Below are 23,965 nucleotides of genomic sequence, written 5' to 3'. Positions count from 1 at the left end.
TGGACTATTTTATGGAAAATAGTGGATTATTATGCGGAAGAGTACAGGGTTTTCTATCGGAAAGTCCCTACTATTATTAGAGGTCAAAGCTCAAAATAAAGCGTGTTGAAAGCGTGACGAAATAGTTGTAATAATGTTTCTCAGCACGGCATTCAACACGCATTTAATACGTTGCTAATCAATAGAATAAAGCCTCCGCGTGTTGAATGACGACAAAATTTGCATTTTAAACTTCTAGGAGGGGTTTGGGTTCAAATCAGAATAAAGGAGGTAAAGTGAGGGTAAAGTAGTTGAGTAGTGCGATGCCGCATGGAACTCCTCTCCCTAGAGGGGAGAGGTGCCCTTTAGGGCGGAGAGGGGGGACTCAAAGGTTGTGCAACCGATTTTCCATGCGGTATGTTTTCACTCCCCGCCCCGGCCTAAAGGCCACCCCGCCCCTCAAGGGCGGGGAATCCATGCGGCATCGCCTACTTTACCTCCTCTACCTCACTTTACCTCCTTTACCTCACTTTTAGTTCATTTCAGTCTTTAACTGAACCAAACAAGTATGAATAATGCAGGTTAGCCTTTGTATATATGACTAATGTATATAAAATTATAAATTTAATTGCATAGTTAATACAATTAATTTACATTTGTGACAAAATTTAGATGAATATTTAAGATCAACCCGGAATAGTTGGTTATGAATTCAACTAATAGAACACATTATGCAAATTAATCCTTCAAACTACAAAGTGCTCATTGTTGACGATATAATGTCGAATGTGCTGTTATTAAAAGTTCTTTTAACTAACGAAAAATTCAACATATCGGTAGCATACAATGGGAAACAGGCGCTAGAGCAGGTGGCGGCAGAGAAACCGGATCTTATTTTACTGGATGTAATGATGCCCGAAATAGATGGTTTTGAAGCAGCGAAGCAATTAAAAGAGAGTCCGCAAACATCGGATATCCCGATTATCTTTTTAACAGCACTAAATAGCACTGCCGATATAGTGAAAGGATTTCAGGTGGGGGGAAGTGACTTTATATCCAAACCTTTTAATAAAGAGGAATTGCTTATTCGTGTTACTCACCAAATCTCATTAATCGAAGCGCGACGCATCATTCTGTCTCAAACAGAAGAACTTCGGAAAACGATAATGGGACGCGATAAACTTTACTCGGTAATAGCTCATGATCTTCGTTCTCCTATGGGGTCTATTAAAATGGTATTGAATATGCTTATTCTGAACTTGCCAAGTGACACTATCGGAGAAGAAATGTTTGAATTATTGAACATGGCTAATCAAACAACCGAAGAGGTTTTTACATTGCTCGATAATTTATTGAAATGGACCAAAAGCCAGATCGGACGTTTAAATGTTGTATATCAGGATATTGATGTTGTAGAAGTTGTTGAGAGTGTGATTGACATATTCAATATGGTTGCAAGCATCAAAAATATAAATTTAAGGATGGAAGCCCCTTCTAGCGTTGCTGTTAGTGCGGATATTGATATATTGAAAACGGTTGTACGAAACCTGATAAGTAATGCTATTAAATTCAGCAATCCCGGCAGCGAAGTTGTTGTGCGGGTTGAACTGAATAGAGGAAGAGCTTTGGTGCATGTTGAAGATCACGGTTGTGGAATAGACGAGGAAGACCAGAAGAAACTATTACATACCGATACCCATTTCAGTACATTTGGAACAAGCAATGAAGAGGGATCCGGATTGGGCTTATTACTTTGCTACGATTTTGCCCGAAAGAATGGTGGAGAACTTTGGTTTGTATCAAAGAAAGATGAAGGATCTACATTTAGCTTTTCTATACCACTCAAAAAATAAAGGCGTAAAGGTGTAAAGGCGCGAAGGCCTTCATCCCTTCATCCCTTCGTCCCTTCGCGCCTTCGCGCCTTCGCGCCTATTAACCAACAAATCGGCGGAACTCGTCGGGTGTCAGTCCATATTTCTTCTTAAATATATTATGAAAAGTGTTTCGTGCTCCGAATCCGGATTCGATTGCAACAGCTTCGATGGTTAGTTTGTGGTTGGCCAGCAGTTCGCGGGCGTAGCGTAGGCGGAGACTGTTGAGATAATCGTTTACGGTTTGTCCGGTGTTGTTCTGGATGCTTCGGCGCACATAGGTTTCGTTACTTCCAACCAGAGTGGCCAAAGTAGTGCGGTTGAGCGATGGGTCTATAAAGATGTATTCTTTTTCTACAAGTTGGGTGATGCGTTCAAATAATTCGTCCGTCTCGGGGAGGGTGTGCCCTGAGGTTTCCATGTGTGTGGTTCGGCATAGTTGCAATTGCTCGTGTAGGCGGTCTTGTTCATGGATACGTTCTATAAGTGATTTGTTTTTGATGGACAACCGACGCGAGTAGAGCATCCATACAACAAGGGCAACGAGGCTGAGCACGAGGAGGGCAACAGCAAGGATGGCGTAGTTGCGGTTGCGTTTTTTTTCAAGAATATGGCGGTCTACATCATACTTGGTACGCATTTCGGAGAGTTGCGATTCGAGATTGAGACTGGCTATGGAGTCGCGCTTGTCGAGGTACATTTCGTAATAGGTTTCTGTATTCTCAGCGTCGCCCAGAAGTACGTATGTGCGGGCTTTCTGGCGTAGCATCATAGTCATGGTATGGGGTTGGTTATCGTCAACAGCCGATTGGTATATTTTGTCGAGTAGAGGCAGCATTTCGTTGTATCTGCCCATGGTATAGAGGATGTTTACTTCGAGGTTCCATAATTGACGCTCGGTTCCGCGTCCCAGTAGTTCAGTGTAGGGGCGTGCCAGTTCGAGGTATTCGAGGGCTTTGTCGGTGTCGCCACTGCGGGCGTATGCTTTGGCGTATCCCTGGTATATTTCGTTGAACTCAACGTAGTGTTCTTCGTGCCGGTCGCCTTCGGCAATCATCTGGTTTGTTTCGGTTTCCCATTGCTTCACCAGCGCCAAGAGTTGGTCTATCTTATTCTCTACAGCGTACTGCCGGCTGAGGTACCAGTAAGAATCTTGACGGAAGTCCGATCGTGGGGTGTCGTCGAGCATTTTTAAAGCTTCTTCGAAGGCTTGTGTCGATTCGGGGTCGCGGTTGAGTACATTGTATCCTTTTCCCATGTTGTTCAGGGCTGCGGCAATACCTTCTTTGTAGTTTACCCGGGTGGCGATATCGTACATCTTCTGTGCTTCTTCGATGGCCTGAGCAGCATCTACCTGAAACATCATGTGGCTGATTTTGAGGTTGTATGTGCGAAAATAGAAGTACCATTGTTGGTGTTCGTACATAAAATGGAGATAATCGGGCATTACTTCATCCATTTGGTTGTCCATGCTGTTGTTGAAATATACTTCTATTTCCAGGAATTTGGCTTCGCATTCCTTGAGTATATCGTTCTGCTGACGGGCTTCTTTACCGTAGGCGTGAATGTTGGCTACTACTTCGTCGGGGTCGCGGGTAAACTTGATAATCTGGTGTAGATCTTGATAGGCGTGTAACTTTTCTATGCCTTCGAGGGTGGGAATGAGGGCGATGATGGAATCGGCTGACGAGACATTGGAACTGGGTTGATCTGTGGCAAATGCATGGCTTGTTGATACGATGTAAATCAATAATAGAGTGAAAAATTGTTTCATGTTTTTTTTGTGCATTTAAATAATGGAGCAAATATACATGATGATTGTATTGAAAGTGTATCAAATCGTGAAAAAGTTGTGATTCTACAAATAAAAGAACTATTTTTGTAATAACGAAAATATTAATCACTGTTATTCAAACTTTTATGCGATACCTTGACCCTAAAGCCGATTTGACATTCAAGCGTGTGTTTGGCGAGCATCCCGACTTAGTGATGAGCCTCTTGAATGCACTTCTTCCTCTTAACGAAGGCGAAGAGATAACCGACATTGAATACCTTTCTTCCGAATTGGTTCCTGAAAACCCTTTGCGCAAAAACAGTATTGTAGATGTACGTTGCAAAGATAAACAAGGCAGGCAGTTTATAGTAGAAATGCAAATGATCTGGTCGCCCGAGTTTAAACAGCGTGTATTATTCAATGCCTCCAAAGCATACGTCAGGCAGATAGATAGTGGCGAACAATATGAACTGTTGCAACCGGTGTATTCGCTCAATCTGGTAAACGAAGTGTTCGAATCCGACTTGGAAGGATATTACCATTATTATAAGTTGGTACACGTAGAACATACCGACAAAGTAATAGAAGGCCTTCATCTGATATTTGTAGAACTTCCCAAATTTACGCCACAAACTTATGCCGCAAAGAAAATGCATGTCTTATGGCTTCGCTATCTAACAGAGATAAGCCAGAAAACATACGAAGTATCACAAGAATTATTGGAAAATCCTCAAATAAAAAAGGCTCTTAACACATTGGAAGTATCTGCCTTTACCGAAAACCAATTGCTTGAATATGAAAAGTTCTGGGACATTATTAGCGTAGAAAAAACACTGTATAACAGTGCAGAGCGAAGAGGTATGAAAAAAGGAATGGAAGAGGGGATAAAAGAAGGAATGGAAATAGGACGCGAAATAGGAATGGAAATAGGGCGCGAAGAAGGGCGCGAAGAAGGGCACGAAGAAGGTAGAAAAGAAGGAATAGAAATAGGAGCAAAAAATCAAAATATAGCTAACGCACGAAATCTGAAACAACTTGGTGTGCCGATTGATATAATTATAAAAGCAACCGGCTTGTCGATTGAAGATATAGAGAATTTGCCGAACTTTTAGGCATTAGGCAGGAACACATTCAGGTTCTCTGCCCGTTGAAGTATCCTCAGTTAAGTTCTGATTTAACTATTCTGATTTTAACCGCAGAGCACGCAGAGTTTAAGATTCAATGCTGCATAGAAATTAAAACTCCGCGTTAATCCGCGAAACTCTGCGGTTAAAATATGGTTTAATTTTCTCCCACTATCTCAACTTCTTCTCCCTCTTCCCAGTCGATGATTGTTCCGCTCAGACTGCCTTCTGTTTCTTCGTTGTCGGCACTCAAGCGAACATTAACAGTGAAGGTTGCCGCGGGGCTGCCACTATTGAAACTTTCCAGAATTTGTTTTAAACTCATAGTTACATGGTAGCTTTTGTCGTTATTAGCAGTGAGCTTAATGGTAAGCATCTGATCGGCATCGACATCCATTCCCAGCAGGTTGAGTTCAACCACCAGTTTCCCGTTTACCATCTTTGCATCCGACTGTGCGGTATAGCTCCCGGCCGACTTTGCCACTGCGCCAAACCCCTGATAGAGATTGATGCCGGCTGCCAACCCGCTCAACGTAACCTGTGTTTGAGTAATGTTTTGCAGATCAATGCCATCTGGTTGGGCCTCGATGCAAAGCTTGCGGGTGAGCGGCGAAAAAGATACGTTGATAACGGTTACCTGATCTTCGATAACGATGAAGGTCGATATTCCACCAACAAGGCCTTCGGGCAGGAGTATGCCGTCGGTCGATTGGAGTTGTAAAGTGGCTTCGCTCGGGCTGAGGCTGCGGGTGGCTCCGTTCAGTGTGAAGTACTCCGTTCCGGTGTAGCCCAACAGATAGTAACGCCCGGCTTCCAGGTCTACATAATCGTTGTTGCCCAGAGTGGCAACAGTTTTTCCCTGCTCGTTGATAATGGTAAATTGCTGTCCGTTGGGTATTTGTCCGTTGGGGTCCTGTACCTTCACACGGCCGGGGTTTTGGGTAATTTCTCCACCGGGCTCGTAGATGGGTTCCTTCTGATCTACTTTGCAGGAAACCAGCGTAGCTACCATTACGAGTGCCAATGCCACAATATAGTTTGTTCTTTTTCTCATCTTCTTTATAGTTTAAAGCGGTACGCCAGTGAAACATTCAGGTTGGTGAGTCCCGGTCCGTCTATCTTTCTGAGTCCGAGGCTCCGGTAATCGTTTGCAGGCGGATACCATTTGCACTTGTCGTACTCGCGGTGTACATACCCAAGGCCGAAACTGGCATCGACCACCCAATGACTGTTCAGGGTATGGAAAGTGTAACCTAACACAAGACCGGCGGTGTACATGTTTCCTTCGCGGTTCTTTTCGTTGAAGTTAACATTGAAACGTATGTAGCGTGCGTCGATGCCAGCATACAATCCGTTGTAGATTCCACCACTGGGGTTGTACCAGACTTCGTTGCTTCCGGTCGAGAAGTAGCGGCGGGCTTCCAGGCCAACACCGCTCAGGCGGATGCCGCTTTTATCGTCGTCCAGATGCCAGTCGCCATAGCTGCCGTCTACCACCAGCATGTAGCGGTTGTTCCAGGAGATGTCTGCTCCCAATGAGGGGCTCAGTGCCGCCCACGACAATAGGTTGGTTCGTAGCCCAAAGCCATCTACCTGCGCGCTGAGCGCGCAGGTTAGTGCCAGTAAGGTGCTTGTTAGTATAATGCGTATATTCATTCGTACAGTTCTGTTCATCAATTAATAATCCATTTCTCCACTACCGGTAATGGTAGTCCAGTCGGCCACTTTAATATCGCCCACGCTTACCGTAGTTTTATCTACCGTAATGGTGATATCATACATCTTGCCGGCTTCGAGGCTAGCCATGTAGTTTTTCAAGGCGATGGTTACAGTGTTGGCCTTTACGGTACCTGTGGCCGGAATGGCTACGGTTATCTTATCGCTATCAGCCATTGCTGCTTTGGGCGCGAAGATAGCTGCCAAGCCGTTGGTGTAATTGTACACCGGAGCGTAATCGCTACTGCTAAGCCCGGCAAAGGTTAGCGTAGTTTTGTTGTCGGCCTTTATGGCTGCCCAATCGGTATCATTATATGTGTTGCCCTTGGCCAGTGTTACATTGATGCGGCTGTTGATATGAGCCAACTCGAATGCCAGCGCAGTGCTGTGGGTGTACGATGTGATTGTTTTCTTTAACACATCCTTCTCCGGTGTGCCGGAAGCGGAAGGTGTGAAGGTAAGCGTAAACGCCGCCGGATTGGTTTGTGGAATGTTCTCCCAATAGAAGTGATTGTTGCCATTCAGCTTTGTTCCATCCCAGGTGTAGGTAACTGTTTCGCTGCCGTATGCTAGTACCAGTGTTCCGGAACCCGGCAGGGCCGACAGGCTGTTAGCGGCCAGTTGCACCTTTGCAGTGGCGGTAAAATCAACCGGGGTGCCCCAGTCGGCTACGGTTACGGATAGGGTAACGGCGGTTGGACTCAGTGTTACCTTCAATGCTGTTTGTACACCAGCCTCAAGGGTCAGGGCAGCATCGAGTTTGGCCACGTAGGTTAGTCCGCCCACGGTAATGGTAGCTATCTGTGTGCCTGCTGCCAGTGCGGTAGTGGTAGGTTCTACAATGAAGCTGTTATTTACTCCGGTGGCAGTGGGTTCGAAGTTCATCAACTTCACTACAGCCGTATTGAGGTCGATGCCTGCCGGAAAGTTGGTTCCTTTTTCCAGAACCAGCGTTAGTTTGGCATGAGTATGAGTCAACTGGAACGTCGGCTGACCGCCACGGGTAGTAACGGTAGCAGTGCCCTGAAGTATATCCTTCTTGCCTGTTACCACGTCGTCGGCATTGGGCGTAAAGGTTAGGGTAAAGGCGTAGGATGCTGCCTCGGCAATGTTCTCCCAGTACAGGTCGGTGCCGGCAGTGATGGCGGTTCCGCCCCAGGTATAGGTGGTGCTCAGGCCGTTGCATGCCAATGTCAGTGTACCGGCTTCGTTGGGCAAGGCCGACAGGTTATTGGCTGGTAGTGTAACAGCAGCACCGCCGGTGGCCGAACCAAGCTTCCAGTCGGTTACATGGGCCACGATGCCCGCAGCCGTTGGAGTGAGTGTAACGGTCAGTGTAGTATATTTGCCGGCTTCCAACTTCATCGTAGCATCGAGCTTGGCCGAGTAAGTCAGGCCACCTACGGTAATGGTAGCCAGCGGCAGGTTGGCCGGAATGGTAGTGCCCGGTTCCAGAATGAACGTATTGCTCGCTCCTGTTACAGTTTGTGTTTGGCCAATCAGTTTCAGTACAGCCGTGTTGAGGTCGATGCCTGCCGGAAAGTCCGTGCCGGCTACCAGATTCACTGTTAATTTGGCTTTGCTGTGGGCAAATGCCAGATCAATCACCCCCTCACCGTTTAACTTCACAGCCGGTGTTTCCAACAAATCGTCTACGCCGGTAACGGCATCGGTGCTAAGTACTGCGCTACCTGTAAACAGGTCGTTGTCCGCATCAATATCTTCAAGGTAGAAGGGGGCTGCCCCGTCGGCAGGTTGGTAAGCGCCCGATACAAGTTGGTAGCTTACGGCAGCTTCGCCGGCGGTGCCACGATTCTTGTAGAGGGTAAACTCAGTCAGGGCTGTATTGCCGTCGGCCGGGCTGTTGATAACCACCCGGTTGGCAGCAGCCGAAGCATCGGTACCTACCTCCCAATCCTTGGTGGTAACGTTCAGGCCTACGGTGCGACCGCTTGTATCGTTCTGCACACTCAGTGTAATAGAGAGCGTATTGCGGGTGCCGGAGGCAAAGTTCACATCCTTGGCGGTTTTAACGTTGTATGTGTAGCCGTCTACCAGAACGGTGGCTATCACATCGCCCACTTTGAAAGCACCCGGCTCGATGATAAGCTCCTTCTCGGCACCGGTGTAGCTGATGCCTTGGTAGGTTACTTTCGCCTCGGCAAGGTTACCGGTAAAACCTGTGCCTGCATATAGGCGTAGCTTCAACAGCGCTTTGGTATGGCGGAAGTCGAGTTTGATAATCCCTTCGCTATTCATGGTGGCAGGACCGGCAGCCAGCTCGTCGGCAATCTGCGAGATGGGGTCGGTGTCGCCCTGGGCAGTGGCAGTAAACTGATCGGTAGCCGTGGTTTCGCTAATCAGGAAGAAGCCGTTAGAGGCGCCCCACGTACCGTCTACATACTCGTAAACGCTGGAAGTGGTGCCGTTCTTGGTAATGGTAAACTTCTGGATAGCCGGTTCTCCCGTTTCCGGGTTTGTTGCCTGTGTAAACCTTATGGCATCCACCTCGGTGGTTGGGCCGCCTTCCCAGTCGGTAATGGTGGCGCTGATGGCTGCTGCCGTTTCGTCGCCGCCGGTTTGTTGCTCTTTCAGTGTGATGGTAACGGTGGTTACCTTGCCTGCCTCGAAAGCAATGTTGCCGGGCAGCGCAGCGGTAAAGCTCTTGCCTCCGGCCTCAACGGTAAAGCTCACGCCGCTACCTGCTGCGGTAGGCAACACAATGGCAGTGCGACCGGTCAGGCGAATATCCTTCACGTCAGTAGCCTCGGTCATCTTCTGCTCCAACAGATGGTAGGTACCCTGCGTAGCAGTGCCGTGCAACGTAATGGCAGCACTAGCCGGATCGATATGCGCCGTGCTCTCGTCTGTCTTAATTAGCATTGCCAACTTAGAGAGGCGATGACGGAACACCAATGCCACCTCCGGATTCTCCTCCGAATGCCCGGCAACCAACGCAGAAGTCATAAAGTCCGTCCCGGCCTGAATGGGGAGTTGAGAGTTGAGAGTTGAGAGTTGAGAGTTGTGTGGGTAATAGGCAATAACGTCCAGTGCTGCACCGTTGGTGGGGTAGTAGGCGGTATTCTTTGCGTCGGCCGGGGCGAAGGTAGCGGTGGCACCATCGCCGGCGGTGTTGCGGTACTGTAGGTTGGCTTGCGCATCGTACACGGTGGTGGTACCGGTTTGGTAGGTGTACACGCCGATGGCATCGTTGGTGTGCCAGGTGGCATCAACCGCGCGGGAACCTGGGTGCAGCGCCTCGCTGCCACGGGAATTTGGGTGCAGTGCCTCGCTGCCGGCGCTGATGGTCAGGGGTGTGCGCAGGTCGTTGGATTTGCCGCCGGTGTCGTCGGTGTCACAACCCGCCAGTAGCAATAGCGAGGTGGCGGCAATTGACAATGCACAATTGAAAATTGACAATGGTTTCTTGTTCATGTTCATATTGATATCATTAGTTATTAATTATTTGTTATCTACGGGCTGAAAGCCCAGTTCAATTCAGCCCCAGGCATCGCCTGGGGTAATGGGGAAACACCCCATAAAAGCGGGCTGAAAGCCCAGTTCAATCAATCATTAAGCTGCCCTTTCAGGGCGCTAGAACGTGGTTGCTGTTATTACCCCAGGCGTTGCCTGGGGCTGAACTAACCTGCCACTTCGTGGCGAAAGAAATCTGAAAATCTCCTTTAACTACTGATTCACATTATTTGCTTCTTCAGTATTACAGTCATGGGGTGGCGATGGCCGGCCACAACGGTGTTGTTCTCAGTAAAGGTAGCGGCATAGTCGTCTGTACCTACCGTGGCGGTTACCTTGGTAATATTACCCGGAGGCACGATGACGCCTTGTAGCTTGGCCAGAGTACTAGTGTCGCTAATGGTTATGGTATTATCTGTTCCGTAAGTAATGCTTACCTGAGTAACACCTGTCAGCGGCGACAGCCCCTCATCAAACAGCATAAGGTCTACCGCACCGTTATCGTGGGCAAAGGTAAGGTTGATAGTCCAGGTCTTCGCAGCCGAATCGTAGGTAAAGGCTGTTTCCGGAGCGGAGAGTGTGTCGTAAAGTTCGCTCCAAGCTATACCGGTATGAAGGCCGGTAGCCTTCGGGTTGTCGGCATCAATAGGGATGCGTAACTCTTCGTTCACAGGCGTCCAGCCGGTGGCGGTAAGGCGGTAATCGTAACCCTTGCCCTCATAAGTAAGGGTAATTACATCGTAGAGGGTAAATTCTTCTTTTACTGCGCGGGTGTCTCCACTTGAGGGGTTGTTCCATGCGGAGGTGGCGTTTATCACTACCGGCGCGGTAAGTGCACCGGGGTCCTCGCTGCGCTCGCAGGCCAGCAGAACAAAGGCCAGAGCGAAGAGCAGGAGGGGGAATAGTTTGTTTGTTTTCATATTTATGCTTTTACGACCCCTCCGCCGGCTTGCCGGCACCTCCCCTTAAAAAGGGGAGGAGTTGAGGGGCTACGGTTATTGAATATTCTACATTACTCCAAGAGCCTTGCTGTCCCAAACTTCTCCCCTCGTTGAGGGGAGATGCCCGAAGGGCAGAGGGGTCTGGCAGAGGGCTTCGGATTTATTGCCAGTAGAGTTCGGGTGTATTACCATCGGTCTTCCAGTAGCTGGTGCCATTGGCGGTGTCTCCTGCTCGCACGGTGTTGCCGGCTTCGTCGGGAGTGGTGGAGTTGGTGGGGTCGATGTTACTGCTATCTCCAATGATCCTGTAGGGGGCGTGACAGTAGCTGATAGAACCTTTGTTGTTGATACCTACCAGCCCACCAACGGTGCTATAACCATTTACACTAACTGTGGCATAGCATGCGATGATGGAACTATTATTGGTCCCTACCAGTCCACCAACGGTGCTATAACCATCTACATAACCTGTGGCATAGCATGCGATGATAGAACCTGTATCGTTTTCTCCTACCAGCCCGCCAGTATTGTTGTCACCTTCTACACTGACTTCGGTATAGCATTCCGTAATGCTATGAAAATTTTCTCCTACCAGCCCGCCAGTATTGTTGTCACCTTCTACACTGACTTCGGTATAGCATTCCGTAATGCTATGAAAATTTTCTCCTACCAGCCCGCCGGTCTGGTAATTACCCGTTACACAACCCTTGACAGAGCATTTGATAATGGTTCCGAAATTCTGTCCCACTAGCCCACCAACGTTGAAGTTGCCTTTTACATCAACCTCTTCAAGCCGAATGTCAGTGAGCTTGCTACCACTATTGGTATAACCAAAGAATCCTTGGAAGTCGTCCGCTTCCCTATTAATCATTAGCCCTGTAATGGTATAGCCACCACCGTTGTAGGTACCATTGTATCGGTCGTTAACGTAAGCCTTCCCTATCGGCACCCAGCCTTGGCCGGCTTTATCTTCATCTTCCATTACAATATCAGCAGTTTGTATAGCACAAAGGTTTACTTCCCCATCATTCACACGGTTGCGAAACTTGCGCAGGTCGGCAATGGTGGCGATGGTCATGACCTCGACTCCCAACTGTTCTCCTTCCTCCATCCCCTCAATACTAAACCCTTCCAGCACCGCCTCTCCTTTCGTAGTAATCGTTACACGAAACGTGTACTCCACGCCAGCCAGGAAGTTATAATCTTTCTTGGCTACAAGGTTCTTGGTGTTGGTGTCCGTTACGGGGATGGTAAAGAGCACCTCGTCTTTCTTTACCGCAGAGGCAGCTATTTGCAGCAGTCCGTTAGCAGCGAAGGTGGTGCTTGTTGCGTTGGGGGCGGGTGTTGCTGCGGGCATGGTTGCGCCGGCTGTACTGATGGACTGGTTGTCGCTATCGGTCACACTGAGGCGGATAAGTGCCGTTGTGGGCGATAGGGTAAGGGCGATGGTGGGTCGCCCTGTTGTCCACACTATGGGGGTGGCGGGGTTGTTGTGGGCCACGGGCATAGCAATGGCTTCGGTCCCCCAAGTAACGGTTGCCCAGGCACTGACGTTAATGGTCTTGGTGCCTACGGCAATAACGGGGCTGGAGCCGATGGGCGTCATGCTGCCGTCGGTGGCCGAGAGGGTGTATTGGTACTCGGTGGCGTCCTCTCCCAGGGTCATGGTAATGGTGGCGTCTTCGCTCAGGGAGCGCGAGAGCGAGGCGCTGCACGCCAGCTCAGTGTCGCCGGTGGCAGGGGCGGCGGGATCGTCGGCCTGACAGGCTACTAGCAGCAGGGCTGCTAGTAGAATTGACAATTGACAATTGACAATTGAGAATTTAAGATGTTTCATATTTATATATATTATTGTTTTACCCGTAGGGGCGCCCCTGTGTGGGCGCCCTGATAATACATCGGGGTGCACATATTAGGGCGCACACATAGGAGCGCCCCTACGGCGGCGACGTGTGTTTATTCTACAATCTCCTCCGTTCCTCCATCCTGCCAACCTACAATGGTGGCCGTTCCGGGTGCCAGGATGCGCTGGTTGGCGTAGTTGGCAAAGGTAATGGCTAGGCGCATGTTGTATCCATCGGGATCAAGATTTGTGTCGGCTGGCAGCGTGTAGCTACCGCTGATGGGTGCACTACCATCGCCCGGGGTAATAGTGATAATGGGCTTGGTGGCATCGCCGGCAGCGGCTAGATAGTAAGGATTAATATGCGCTCGCAGCTCTGCTCCCTCGGCTGATAGCCGGCTGAGCCAAGGGGTATGCGGCATGAGGTTGTAGTTGTAAAACATATCATATCCATTTATGCTTATCTTCGCTGTGCGTATATGCTGTTCAAACTCTTCCGGTGCCCAGCCCGTGGTGGCGGGGGTAAGGGTAATCACTACATCGACAGACTGATGGTTGAGCAACTGGCCTTCGGCAGTGTACACCTGGCCGGTAGTGCGGTCGAGGGTAACAAAACCAACAATCCGGTCGGCTTTGTGGTAGTTCTGCCAGGTACTTTGGTCCGATAAGATGAAATCTTTACCAACCAGAATGTCAATATCCTTGGACACATCACTTACTTGCCATACATTGTCTGCGGCTTTCCAAGTGCCATGCGCAGTGCGGGTGTAACTGCCAATAGAGATGTTGGCACCATTCTCATCCCAGTAGTAAACCTTCAACTCATCCCCCACATACCAGTCCGCCAGCCCGTCCTCATCGGCGCGGGAACTGGGGTGCAGCGCCTCGCTACAGGCTACATTGAGCCTGCCTATGGTTATTGGTAAATTCTTTTCTTCTCTTCCTTCTTCCTCTGCCTGGCAGGCTGCCAACGCGAGGGTTACGAGCAGCACGATGGCTGCGATGGGTATGATTTGTTTTTTATTCATTGTTATACTTTTGTTTTTTATTATTTCTTACTCCGTCAGCTTCTTACTGACCCCTCCGTCAGCTTCGCTGCCACCTCCCCTTACAAAGGGGAGGAGTTGGGGGGCTACGGTTATTCAAATATAGTAGCCTGTTCGAGAGCCTTGCTTCCTCAACTTCTCCCCTTTTTAAGGGGAGATGCCCGAAGGGCAGAGGGGTCTAAATACCTCCGAAGGCCGGAGGGGTCGCATTTATGGAACCACTTTGATCGCATCCCGGTTGAGGGAAAGGTCTGTTTGGTTCCATATCTCTTTTTTGTCGATGGTTGCATCTTTGGCGCTCACGGTGCCGTCGGCGTTGGTTACGGCGATTTTGACTGTTGCCGGCCAGGTGTCGTTTACGCCATTGGCGGTTAGGGTAAAGTTATAGATCTCGAAAACCTTGTCCTGCAGGTAGGAGGAGTTGCCAATGGGAATATAGTTGCTGTTATTGCCTATCAGGTTGTCATAGGCTACTGTGCCGTTTACTTTGCCGTTGGCGTTATTGTAGTTGCAGATGCCAAGGTTATTTCCCACTAATGCACCGGCATTGCTTCCCTCTATATTTCCTGTGGCATAGCATGCAGTGATGGCGCCAAAGTTATTTCCCACTAGCCCGCCAATACCATTTCCCACTACATTGCTTGTAGCATAGCATGCGGCAATAGTACCATCATTTCCTCCTATCAGTCCGCCAATGTGATTGCTTCCCTCTACATTACCTGTGGCATAGCATGCGGTAATGGTGCCAGTACCATAATTAACCCCCACCAGTCCACCAGTATGTTCACCTCCCTTTATGCTACCTGTGGCAGAACATTGGATAATACTACCATAGTTTTCCCCCACTAATGCACCGATCTTATTACCTCCCACTATATTTACCCCCCTGAGGTGTATATTCGAAATAACAGTACCGTTATCGGTAGTGCCAAAGAAACCTTGTGATCGTTCAGTGCTATTGATGGTAAGCCCGGTAATAGTATGACCGCCACCATCGAAGATGCCTTTGTAGGGCTTGCCGTAGCGCCCTATCGGCGTCCACGCAATCCCCGTCAAGTCGATATCCTCGGTCAGGGTAAAGTTCTGGGCTTCGCCCGTTAGGGTGCCGTTGTTAATGCCTTCGGCAAACTCGCATAATCTTTTTCTTTCTTTTACCATCCTCTCCTGCTCACTTCCCGGGTTGGTTCCCCCTATCTTCTCCCCACTAAGCGTATACATTCTTCCCAGCAAGCTGTTTTGTTCTGCACCTGCGGCGATGGCGATGGCGTAGCTTTTACTACCAACAACGACAGTTGCCTGTGTGGCATTGGCCTCAAGTTCAGGATATAGGGTAAGGGTAGCTTCGGCCTCGGCAGGGATGGTGCCGGTGGCATCGGCCACGGTAACAGTAGCTCCGGCGGCAAAGCCTACAAGGGCAATGCCGGCCGTGGCATGGGTCAGGGTAATATTGAACGGCTGTCCCGCTTCGGCCTTGCTCTGGGCGTGGTAGAGGGGAACGGTACCACCATCGATACGGTTGCCATCAGCATCAATACCATAGGCACCGGTCAGGATGGCGTGGTCGATGTCCTGCCCCACGGGCCAGGTGGGGGTGGGGGCGACAAAGGTTTCGGTGCCGAGGTTGTAGATGAAGGGCACGGGGGCTTCTTTCAGTCCGCTGGCGTGGATAAAGGTAATGGTGCCGCACAGTTGGTCGCCGTCGGTCCAGACTACGGGGGTGGCGCGGGTCAACCCCTCCGCCGGCAGGCCGGCACCTCCCCTCATCTGAGGGGAGGAGTGCCATGCGGGTGGGGTGTCTACGGTTAGTTGTACCGGCGAGGCGTCGGTAGTAAGTTCCTCGCTCTGTTGACAGCCTATTAATAGTATAGCTGCTATAATTGACAATTGACAATTGACGATTGACAATTTGAGTTTGTATTTATTCATATGTTATTGTTTATAATCCTTATTGTTCTCCCTCATACCCATAGTTAATATCCGGTGTTATCCTATCTGTCCAGTTCCATACTTGGTCGGAACTGAATGTACGCTCCTGCGGTGTGATGTCGTATCCGGTTCCATCGGCTTTACGGAGGATGGTACGGACGGCAGGGCTGGTTACGGGTGTGGCGGATGCTATCGTTGCTTGGCGGTCGTCTCCGGAGGAGACATTGGAGGAGCCATTGTCGTTACCCACAGTTTTGTATCCGATTTCGCCTACGGCTATGCTGTTTGCTTTTCCGGTGGCGTGGCAGGAGGTAATGGTACCAGCATTGCCTTTCCATCCTAGGAGCGAACCAGCGTAAAGGTTATTGCTTGTACCAGTAAATGTGGCATCGGCGGTAGCGTAGTTGTAAGCAATGGTGCCGCTGCTATATCCCACTAGCCCACCTATGCAATACTTCTCGCTGTTGTTACCTCCAATAACCACGCTTCCGGTGGCATAGTTAAAGTAAATGGTACTAGTATTAGTGTTGCTTCCTACCAGCCCGCCAACGCGACATTCGTTGGTCGTGGCTGCGGTAGCATTAATGTTGGCATTAGCACCGCAGGCTATGATGGAACTGAAACTGGAACTTCCTACTAGTCCACCAATCTGTCCATTATCGAAAGTGGCCGTTATCACAACGTTGGCATAACAGCGGGTAATGTAGGTATTGAGAGCCCTCCCAACCAGCCCTCCGATCATGATATTATTGCTCATAATGGTGCCTTGCATACTACACAGGCTGATGGTGCTTCCACTGGAATATCCTACTAATAGACCGCTACTGTTGATGGCGTTGCCTATGGTGGTGGCCTGACGTAGGTGTATGCCTACTAATACGGCATCTTCGATGTAGCCAAACATGCCAATGTTGGCATTGTCGGTGTTGCAGCCTATCTTCAACCCGTTGATGATATATCCGTTTCCATTGTACACACCAGTAAAGGGAGAGGCATCGTTACCTACCGGCATCCATGTTTTCCCTTCCGGCCAGTCGATGTCTTTTATCTGTATCGCTTTTCTTCCCATCCCTATCTCTTTACTATCGTTCATAAAGTCTTTCAACTCTTTAGCATTACTTATCACATAGTCATATCCGTTGATACCGATGGTTTCTCCGTCTTCCCAGGTTAGTCCGGTTTCGGTTAGGGTGGCGGTAGATGCCACGGGGTTGCAGAAGAAGGCGAGGGTGTAGCGGGTACTGGGGTTTAGAACGTTGTTCAGTCCGGTCACGGTGTAGTCTATGTTATCTACGCGCACGGTAATGTCGGTAATGGTGCAGCCGCCCTGATTGGGTATTACCACATCAGTGGGGCTGGTGATTATGGTTTCCTTGCCGGATCTATTGGTTATGGTGGCCTGTTGCATACGGGCAGTAATATTGTTCAGTTCGGGGTTGAATACTACGATATCTACTACAGGGTTATTTTGCCGGAAATTGAGGGTAATATTCCAGCAGGGTGTGCCGTCGGGGCCGGTGCCTAGGGTTAGGGTACCGTTGTTGATGCTGGCGGTGGTGGAAAAGAGTACCTCAATGTTTTGGCTGGTGTAGTGCAGATGCGCGGCACGGATACCGGGCATGCTACCATCAAGGGGTAGCTCGAAGTCGGTGGTCCAGGTGCCATCGGGCTGTAGGGTGGCGGTACTACCAATGGGTTCGGCTTCATCGGTTTGGAGGCTAATCTTATCTCCTGGCACGAACTTTGTTTTGATATCTCCGGGGGCGCGGGTAGACCCCTCCGCCGGCAGGCCGGCACCTCCCCTCGACGAGGGGAGGAGTTGCTGCGCGGTGGCTGTTATTTGTACGGGTGCCGTTTCCGCATGCGAAGCTGGGTCTGGTGCCTCGCCAGCGCAGGCGGTAAATAGTAATAATAGCAGAGCTATTATAATTGACAATTGACAATTGACAATTGACAATTTGATGCTGTTGGGTTTCATATTTTGTATGTTATTTGTTCTTTTGTTCTTCTGTCTACTTCTGCCATTTCAGTTTAGGGTATTCGTCGGCGGTCCAGATGTCGGCGGTAAAGCCTTTGTGGGTTCCAGTGTAGGTGCGGACGATGGCAGGGTCGCCATCGCTGGTTTCGGGGCAGCATTCAATAGGTTCTCCATTTGGATTGTGGCCTACGGTGTTTCCGGCGGTGCCATTTACAGTTCCCGTGGCGTAGCTGGAGGCGATAAGGGTACCGTTGTATTCTTCGTACCATCCCACCAAGCTACCAACTTCGCTTACACCGGTTACATTGCCTGTGGTGTAGCTAAAACGGATATGACCTAGGTTTTTGCCCACCAGCCCTCCAACGCAGCTACCGCTACCAGTTGTGGTGATGCTGGCATAGCAAACTGTGATGCTACTGTCGCTGTGTCCTGCCATCCCACCAACCCAGTCGGTTCCCGTTACGGTTCCACCTGTTACACTGCACCGAATAATGTAAGTCTCTTCAGTACTACCTACCAATGCACCTGTGGCTTTGGCTCCTATTACGCTTGGATTTACTAGATGAATGTTTGTCAGATTGCCGTAATTGATTATACCAAAGAGTCCTTGGTTGTTGGTTTCGGGCCGATTTATCCTAAGGCCGGTTATGGTGTATCCGCCACCGTCGTAGGTGCCAAAGTAGTAATTATTGTTTCCTATCGGTGTCCAGTTTTCTTCGGTTAGGGTAATGTTGGCCACTTGTATAGCATTGAGTCTATGGTTGCCGGCATTCACAGCATCGCGAAAGGCTATCAGGTCGGCTTCGGTGGCGATGATGTGTTTGTTGTTATTGTTGGGTTTGTTGTTTCCCGGGTCTATTATGATGGCTCCTCCGTCCTTCATATCCGCAATACTGATATCTGTTATCTCTGCCTTTCCTTGCGTATTAATCGTTACATTGATGGTGTATTGGTAAGCCGGCAAGAATGTGTATGAGCGGTTGGCAATGATAATATGTTCGGTGTCGGTCATCCGGATGGTAAGTAGATGTTTACCACTGTCCACGGTTCCGGGTATGGCTTGGGTGTGGGTGCCGTTGGTTAGGGCAAGGGTGTTGCTACCTTCTATAGTTTCGAGGGTGGGCGGCAAGGTGGTGGCATCCCATGTACCGGTGGGCGTGGCTATACCATGCAGGGTGGCGCTGGTGGGGTTGGCAGCCTGACCTTTGTCGTCTTTTACTACGAGGCGTATACTTGTGGTGGCGGGGGCCAGCGTGATGCCGATGGTGGGCTGCGCATCGGAACTCCACGTTACGGGGGTAATGGGGTTGTTGTGCAATAGGGGCGTATCGGTGCCGGCTATCTTGGCCACGGTCCATGCTACTACGGGCAGGGTGGTGGTGCCCGGGGCAATGTAGACTTGGCTGTTTGCATCGGGAGTCATGGTGCCATCGGTAGCCAGGGTGTAGGTGGCATGGGTGCTGCCGCCGGCGTTCAGGCTGATGGTGGCGGCTTCTGTCAGGGTTGCTGCGCGTGTGTCGGCAGTGAATACTGCGGGCGCTGCGCCCGTGCCGGATTCCTCGCCGGAGCAGGCGGTAAACAGCAGCAAAGCTGCTGTGATAATTGACAATTGACAGTTGACAATTGACAGTTTGAAGATGTTTGGTTTCATAAATTATATGTGTTATTTTGTTGACCAGATTAGTTTGGGCTGCGCGGCTTCCTTCTCCCAGATGTCGGCGTTAATGGTGCGGGTAATTCCGCCGGGGCCGATGTTTACGGTAATGCTTCCGGTGTAGGCCCGCACGGTGGCTCCTGCTTCGGTGGGGGAGGTGGAGGAGGATTCGGAGGTGCCGTAATCGGCGTAATTAGTGCCATAAATGTTGAGGCCATCGGTTGTTATAGCATAGCAAGAGGTGATGGTACCGTCGTTGTTAGCTCCTACTAGTGCGCCTTTGACGTTGGGAGTGTTTACTGTTCCTATGGCGTAGCTATAGGCGATGGTACCAGAATTGTTGTATCCTACCAGACCACCTGCTGTGTTATCAGTGGCGATTACGGTAATGTTATCCGCATAACAGGCGGCGATGGTGCCTTTGTTTTGTCCTACCAGTGCGCCTATACCACCGAATCCTTCTATAATTCCTCCCTGCACGCTGCAATTGCTAATGTGGGTGCCGGTGTTGCTTTGTCCTACCAGTGCGCCTATATAAATTTTTCCATTTATACTTGGGTTTATCAGGTTGATGCCTGTCAGGGTGGCACCTTCGGTATGGCCAAAGAGGCCTTGGTGGTCATAATTGCTAGTAATCTTCAGCCCTTTGATGGTGTGGCCTGCGCCATTGTATACGCCTTGGTAGGGAGTAGCGCTGCTTCCTATGGGTGTCCACTCCTTACCTTCAAGGTCTATATCCGCCACCTGTATGGCATTTAAGTTGGTGAGCTTCTCTTCATTTACCAGCTTAGCAAATGCCCGGAGGTCATCGGCTGTTCGTATAATTACGTGGTATGGGGTTGTTTCTACATTATAGTCGGGTGCTGTTTTCCATTCGGCTATGGTGGCTGTGGTGGCCAGTAGGCGTTTGTTATCGTAGGTCATATTGATGTTGATGCGTGTTCCGGGCGCGGGTGTACCTCCGGTCAGGGTGGGTAGTTTCCCGGTTAGGGGTTGGGTGCAGGGTGCCTGTATGCTGATGATGTTGGCTCCTTCCTGTGGCAGTGCATCGAGTGGCAGGGTGGCGCGGTAGGTCACGGCTTGTGGTGCTACGGTGGCCAAGTAGGGTTTGATGGTGGTGCTACCGTCGGCAGCTATGAAGCGTACATCAGCAGTTGTCAGGTGTGCGGCGAAGTCCACGCCTACCCAGTGCTCACTGCCGGCGGTGGGCTTTACGGTTATTACCAGGTCTACATGTTGGTGCTGTAGGGGTGCCTCGGCGGTGGTTACAAGCTGGTTCCCGTTGAGGATGAGGGCACCTTCAATGCGGTCGGCCATGTGGTAGAGGGCCAGTGTGCTCTGGTCGGTAATGTTGGCCAAGGCGGTTACTCCTTTGGCTGCGGCAAAGGTGCTTTGCTCGGTGTAGTTGTTGCGGTAGAGGGGTGTGGCTCCTTCGCCGAGGGTCCAGGTGGCATCGTCGGTGCGGATGAAGCCGGCTGTGGTGGCCGGGTCGGTGCTGGTCACGGTCAGTTGGTCGCCCGGGGCAAAAGATTCGTACTGGGGGGTCCAGGGGGAGGTGTTTTCATTTACCCCTCTGCCCTGCGGGCATCTCCCCTCAACAAGGGGAGAAGTTGAGAGATGTTCTCCGGCCACAGTCAGGTTACCAATGGTTATTTGTTGGTTACCGGGGTTTGGTTCCGGCGTTTCGCCGGTACAGGCTACAGTTAGTAGCGCTACGAATAAGATTGCAATGAATGGTTTCATTTGAATTTATAGTTTTTAGTTTATCAATTCTCTTTTCCTTATTGCTTTGATAAGTGATTTGGGGCTGAGTTGCCTAAGTATGTTTCGGTAGCCTACAGCTACGAGAAAATCGTCGAAGCTACGGGCATGCACAATGTTTTCTTTCCCGGGCGGTATTTGCTCCGGGTGTTCGGTTATGTGTATGGAATGTTCTTGTGTTCCGTTGGTGGTTACTATCACCCAGTAGGTTTCTGTTGTTGACACCATAAGTTAGTAGCTTTTTCGTTTTTCCGGTGCCAAAAGTAGGTAGGATGGAGCAAAAGGGAGTCCCAAATTAGCAAATTCGAGTCCCAAATTAGCAAAAAGTGCAGTTTTGAGGTATGTTTAAACAGGCTTTTAGTTATTTCCATTATCTTTGTTTACCAAACAAACCCTAAGCAGTATGAGCACTATAGATTACAGCGCCCCTTTCCGCCGTTACCCCATTGGCATACAGAGTTTCGAGAAACTTCGTAGCGAGGGCTACGTTTATATAGATAAAACCGAGCAGATGTACCGCCTGATACGCATAGGCAATCCCTACTTCCTGAGTCGGCCTCGTCGATTTGGTAAAAGTCTGATGCTATCTACCCTCGAAGCCTACTTTCAAGGCAAGAAGGAACTATTCGAAGGGCTTTTTATCGAAACTGTTGAGAAAGAGTGGAAAACATATCCTGTACTGCACCTCGATCTTAATTCCGAGAAATACGAAACAGTAGAAGACCTGCAAAAGATATTAGAAGAACAACTCGTGGCATGGGAACAGGAATACGATTCACATAGCGCAACCGATTCTTACTCTATGCGTTTTATGAATGTTATCGAAAGCGCTTACAAGAAAACCGGCCTTCGGGCAGTGATACTTATTGATGAGTACGACAAGCCGCTGTTGCGTTCTATGCACAATGAAGAACTGCAAACCAGCTTTCGTAACCTACTTACTGCATTCTACACAGTATTGAAGAGTGCCGATAAATGGATACAGTTTATCTTTATTACAGGTGTTACCAAGTTTGCCCAAGTGGGTATATTCAGCAACCTCAACCAATTGGTAGATATCAGTCTGGATCACCGTTTCTCCGACCTTTGCGGATTGACGCTGCAAGAGATTGAAACGTATTGTTCCCCCGAACTCGACACGCTTGCCGCAAGTAATAATATATCGCGCCAAGAAGCTATAACCCGGCTTACCCGTATGTACGATGGCTATCATTTCAGTTACCGAAACATGGTTGATATGTTCAATCCCTTCAGTGTATTGAATACTTTAACCAGTGGAGTGTACGAAAGTTACTGGTTTGCCAGCGGAACCCCAACCTTCCTTACCGAGGTGTTGAAGAAAACCGATTTCGACCTCCGCAAGCTGGATGGTATTCAGGTTCCTGCTGCCTCGCTCACTAACGACCGGGCAAGCGTTAACAACCCTGTGCCGATGATTTACCAAAGCGGATACCTCACCATCAAAGCATACGACGAAGAGTTTCGTACATACACTCTCGGTTATCCAAACGAAGAGGTGAAATACGGATTCCTTAACTTCGTAACTCCATTCTACGCCTGTGTAGGAGCAGAAGATGCTCCTTTTTACATTGGCCAGTTTGTGTCTGAGTTGAGAAATGGCAACGTAGAAGCCTTCCTCACCCGCCTACGAGCCTTCTTTGCCGACTTTCCCTACGAACTAAACGATAAAACCGAACGACACTACCAAGTAGTGTTCTACCTGGTATTCAAACTGATGGGACAGTTTACCGAGACCGAAGTACGAAGCGCCCGAGGCCGTGCCGATGCTGTAGTAAAAACCAAAGACTACATCTATGTATTTGAATTCAAACTAGACGGAACCGCACAAATGGCGCTGCAACAAATTGAGGATAAAGGCTACCTCATTCCCTATACCGCCGACGAACGCCAACTAATAAAAGTAGGCGTAAACTTCGACCGCAACGAACGCAACCTGGGAGAATGGTTGATGGTTGAAAATTGAAACACGAGTTACACTAAGATTGTACGATTTCACCACAGAGTTCACAGAGTTACACAGAGTTTTAAATTTCCATGCGGCATCGTATTTAGAACTCTGTGTAACTCTGTGAACTCTGTGGTGAAATACTAACCGAACCACTCCTTCCATTCTATAGTATGAATAATTCAGGTTAGTGAATTAACTTCTAATAGCGGCAAAATTAACTTCTAAATGTGCACAAACTAACTTCTAAATGTGCATAACAAAACTGGGCTGTTTGTAAACAACCGATTAGCTCTTTATAAAAAGCCAATCAGCTCTTTATAGAAAGCTAATTGGCTGTTTATAGAAAGCCAAGTTTGAATGTGCAGAAAAAATAGTTATTTACTGCGGATGAAGGAGTTAATTTATGGGGTTGGGGAAGTTAATTGGTTGGGGGCAGTTAGGGGGCTGTGTATACGGACCCTGTGGCTTTGCCCTTTGGGCACTCGCGGCTGTTAAGTTCTAAGTTGATTAATTATCAATTGCCGTCTGCTTTAGCTGACGGTCTGAAAGGTATAACAATTTGGGCTTTAGCCAAATTAAATCAACTTTGGCTAAAGCCAAGAAAGAAATCTTTCTAACAACCGTCAGCTAAAGCAGACGGCAATTGATAGAGCTTAACAGCCCTGTCCTTAACGAGCAACTGAATAGACTGATTTAATGCCCATTAGGATATTCATATCAATAGAAAAAACAAAACATACAACAACAAATCCCCGTAGGGGATTCATTGATAGACAACGAATTATCAAGTTCTTTGATTTAGTAAGTATGCCGCATGGTTCAACCGGAACGGTTGTTAATCTTGATCGAGTAGACTGCCCTGCCGGTGTCGCCCGGCAGGGAGAGCCTCTCACACCACTGTACGTACGG

Annotated in this window: 16 protein-coding genes; 4 read left to right on the top strand and 12 right to left on the bottom strand. The window is 49.2% G+C overall.

The window, feature by feature from the left end; all coding sequences use genetic code 11:
• Positions 1-710 precede the first annotated feature (710 nt).
• Positions 711-1,832 (top strand): hybrid sensor histidine kinase/response regulator, encoded by a 1,122-nt coding sequence (locus D0T85_RS21070; RefSeq protein ID WP_163215493.1) that lies wholly within the window; start codon positions 711-713, stop codon positions 1,830-1,832.
• A 79-nt stretch (positions 1,833-1,911) separates the two neighbouring features.
• On the opposite strand, the gene D0T85_RS21065 is transcribed toward D0T85_RS21070, so the two are convergent.
• Positions 1,912-3,624 carry a helix-turn-helix transcriptional regulator gene (locus tag D0T85_RS21065; protein WP_163215492.1) on the bottom strand — a complete coding sequence of 571 codons (1,713 nt, stop codon included), beginning with the start codon at positions 3,622-3,624 and terminating at the stop codon, positions 1,912-1,914.
• 146 nt (positions 3,625-3,770) lie between these two features.
• Here D0T85_RS21065 and D0T85_RS21060 point away from each other — a divergent pair, with 146 nt between their 5' ends.
• Positions 3,771-4,736 carry an Rpn family recombination-promoting nuclease/putative transposase gene (locus D0T85_RS21060; RefSeq protein WP_163215491.1) on the top strand — a complete coding sequence of 322 codons (966 nt, stop codon included), beginning with the start codon at positions 3,771-3,773 and terminating at the stop codon, positions 4,734-4,736.
• A gap of 169 nt (positions 4,737-4,905) precedes the next feature.
• On the opposite strand, the gene D0T85_RS21055 is transcribed toward D0T85_RS21060, so the two are convergent.
• From D0T85_RS21055 to D0T85_RS21005, 11 genes are all read right to left on the bottom strand, one after another.
• Positions 4,906-5,802 carry a FimB/Mfa2 family fimbrial subunit gene (locus D0T85_RS21055; RefSeq protein WP_163215490.1) on the bottom strand — a complete coding sequence of 299 codons (897 nt, stop codon included), beginning with the start codon at positions 5,800-5,802 and terminating at the stop codon, positions 4,906-4,908.
• A gap of 5 nt (positions 5,803-5,807) precedes the next feature.
• Positions 5,808-6,422: a DUF3575 domain-containing protein gene (locus D0T85_RS21050; RefSeq protein ID WP_163215489.1), complete on the bottom strand. Its 615-nt coding sequence runs from the start codon at positions 6,420-6,422 to the stop codon at positions 5,808-5,810.
• Between the two features lie 3 nt (positions 6,423-6,425).
• On the bottom strand, positions 6,426-9,899 hold the full coding sequence (locus tag D0T85_RS21045) for a fimbrillin family protein (protein ID WP_163215488.1): 3,474 nt from the start codon (positions 9,897-9,899) through the stop codon (positions 6,426-6,428).
• A 260-nt stretch (positions 9,900-10,159) separates the two neighbouring features.
• Positions 10,160-10,756, bottom strand: a complete 597-nt coding sequence (locus D0T85_RS21040; RefSeq protein WP_163215487.1) for a hypothetical protein — start codon at positions 10,754-10,756, stop codon at positions 10,160-10,162.
• A 283-nt stretch (positions 10,757-11,039) separates the two neighbouring features.
• Complete coding sequence (locus D0T85_RS21035; RefSeq protein ID WP_163215486.1) at positions 11,040-12,716, bottom strand: GLUG motif-containing protein; 1,677 nt, start codon at positions 12,714-12,716, stop codon at positions 11,040-11,042.
• Between the two features lie 119 nt (positions 12,717-12,835).
• Positions 12,836-13,750: a hypothetical protein gene (locus D0T85_RS21030; RefSeq protein ID WP_163215485.1), complete on the bottom strand. Its 915-nt coding sequence runs from the start codon at positions 13,748-13,750 to the stop codon at positions 12,836-12,838.
• Positions 13,751-13,978: 228 nt separating this feature from the next.
• Positions 13,979-15,148, bottom strand: a complete 1,170-nt coding sequence (locus tag D0T85_RS21025; RefSeq protein WP_163215484.1) for a GLUG motif-containing protein — start codon at positions 15,146-15,148, stop codon at positions 13,979-13,981.
• 565 nt (positions 15,149-15,713) lie between these two features.
• On the bottom strand, positions 15,714-17,672 hold the full coding sequence (locus D0T85_RS21020) for a hypothetical protein (RefSeq protein ID WP_163215483.1): 1,959 nt from the start codon (positions 17,670-17,672) through the stop codon (positions 15,714-15,716).
• Positions 17,673-17,706: 34 nt separating this feature from the next.
• On the bottom strand, positions 17,707-19,095 hold the full coding sequence (locus D0T85_RS21015; protein ID WP_163215482.1) for a hypothetical protein: 1,389 nt from the start codon (positions 19,093-19,095) through the stop codon (positions 17,707-17,709).
• Positions 19,096-19,335: 240 nt separating this feature from the next.
• Positions 19,336-20,643 carry a hypothetical protein gene (locus D0T85_RS21010; RefSeq protein WP_163215481.1) on the bottom strand — a complete coding sequence of 436 codons (1,308 nt, stop codon included), beginning with the start codon at positions 20,641-20,643 and terminating at the stop codon, positions 19,336-19,338.
• A 441-nt stretch (positions 20,644-21,084) separates the two neighbouring features.
• Positions 21,085-21,315: a hypothetical protein gene (locus tag D0T85_RS21005; RefSeq protein WP_163215480.1), complete on the bottom strand. Its 231-nt coding sequence runs from the start codon at positions 21,313-21,315 to the stop codon at positions 21,085-21,087.
• Positions 21,316-21,490: 175 nt separating this feature from the next.
• Between D0T85_RS21005 and D0T85_RS21000 the strand changes: the two genes are divergently transcribed.
• Together D0T85_RS21000 and D0T85_RS22590 are read left to right on the top strand one after the other, a co-directional pair.
• On the top strand, positions 21,491-23,071 hold the full coding sequence (locus D0T85_RS21000) for an ATP-binding protein (protein WP_163215479.1): 1,581 nt from the start codon (positions 21,491-21,493) through the stop codon (positions 23,069-23,071).
• Between the two features lie 681 nt (positions 23,072-23,752).
• On the top strand, positions 23,753-23,965 hold a 213-nt coding region (locus D0T85_RS22590), incomplete at its 3' end, for a hypothetical protein (RefSeq protein WP_203558546.1).

Origin of the sequence: Bacteroides sp. 519 (assembly GCF_010500955.1) — a bacterium.
Classification (GTDB): Bacteria; Bacteroidota; Bacteroidia; order Bacteroidales; family Bacteroidaceae; genus Bacteroides.
The sequence above is the reverse complement of the archived record's forward strand: the minus strand, read 5'-3'. Positions and strand labels throughout refer to the sequence as shown.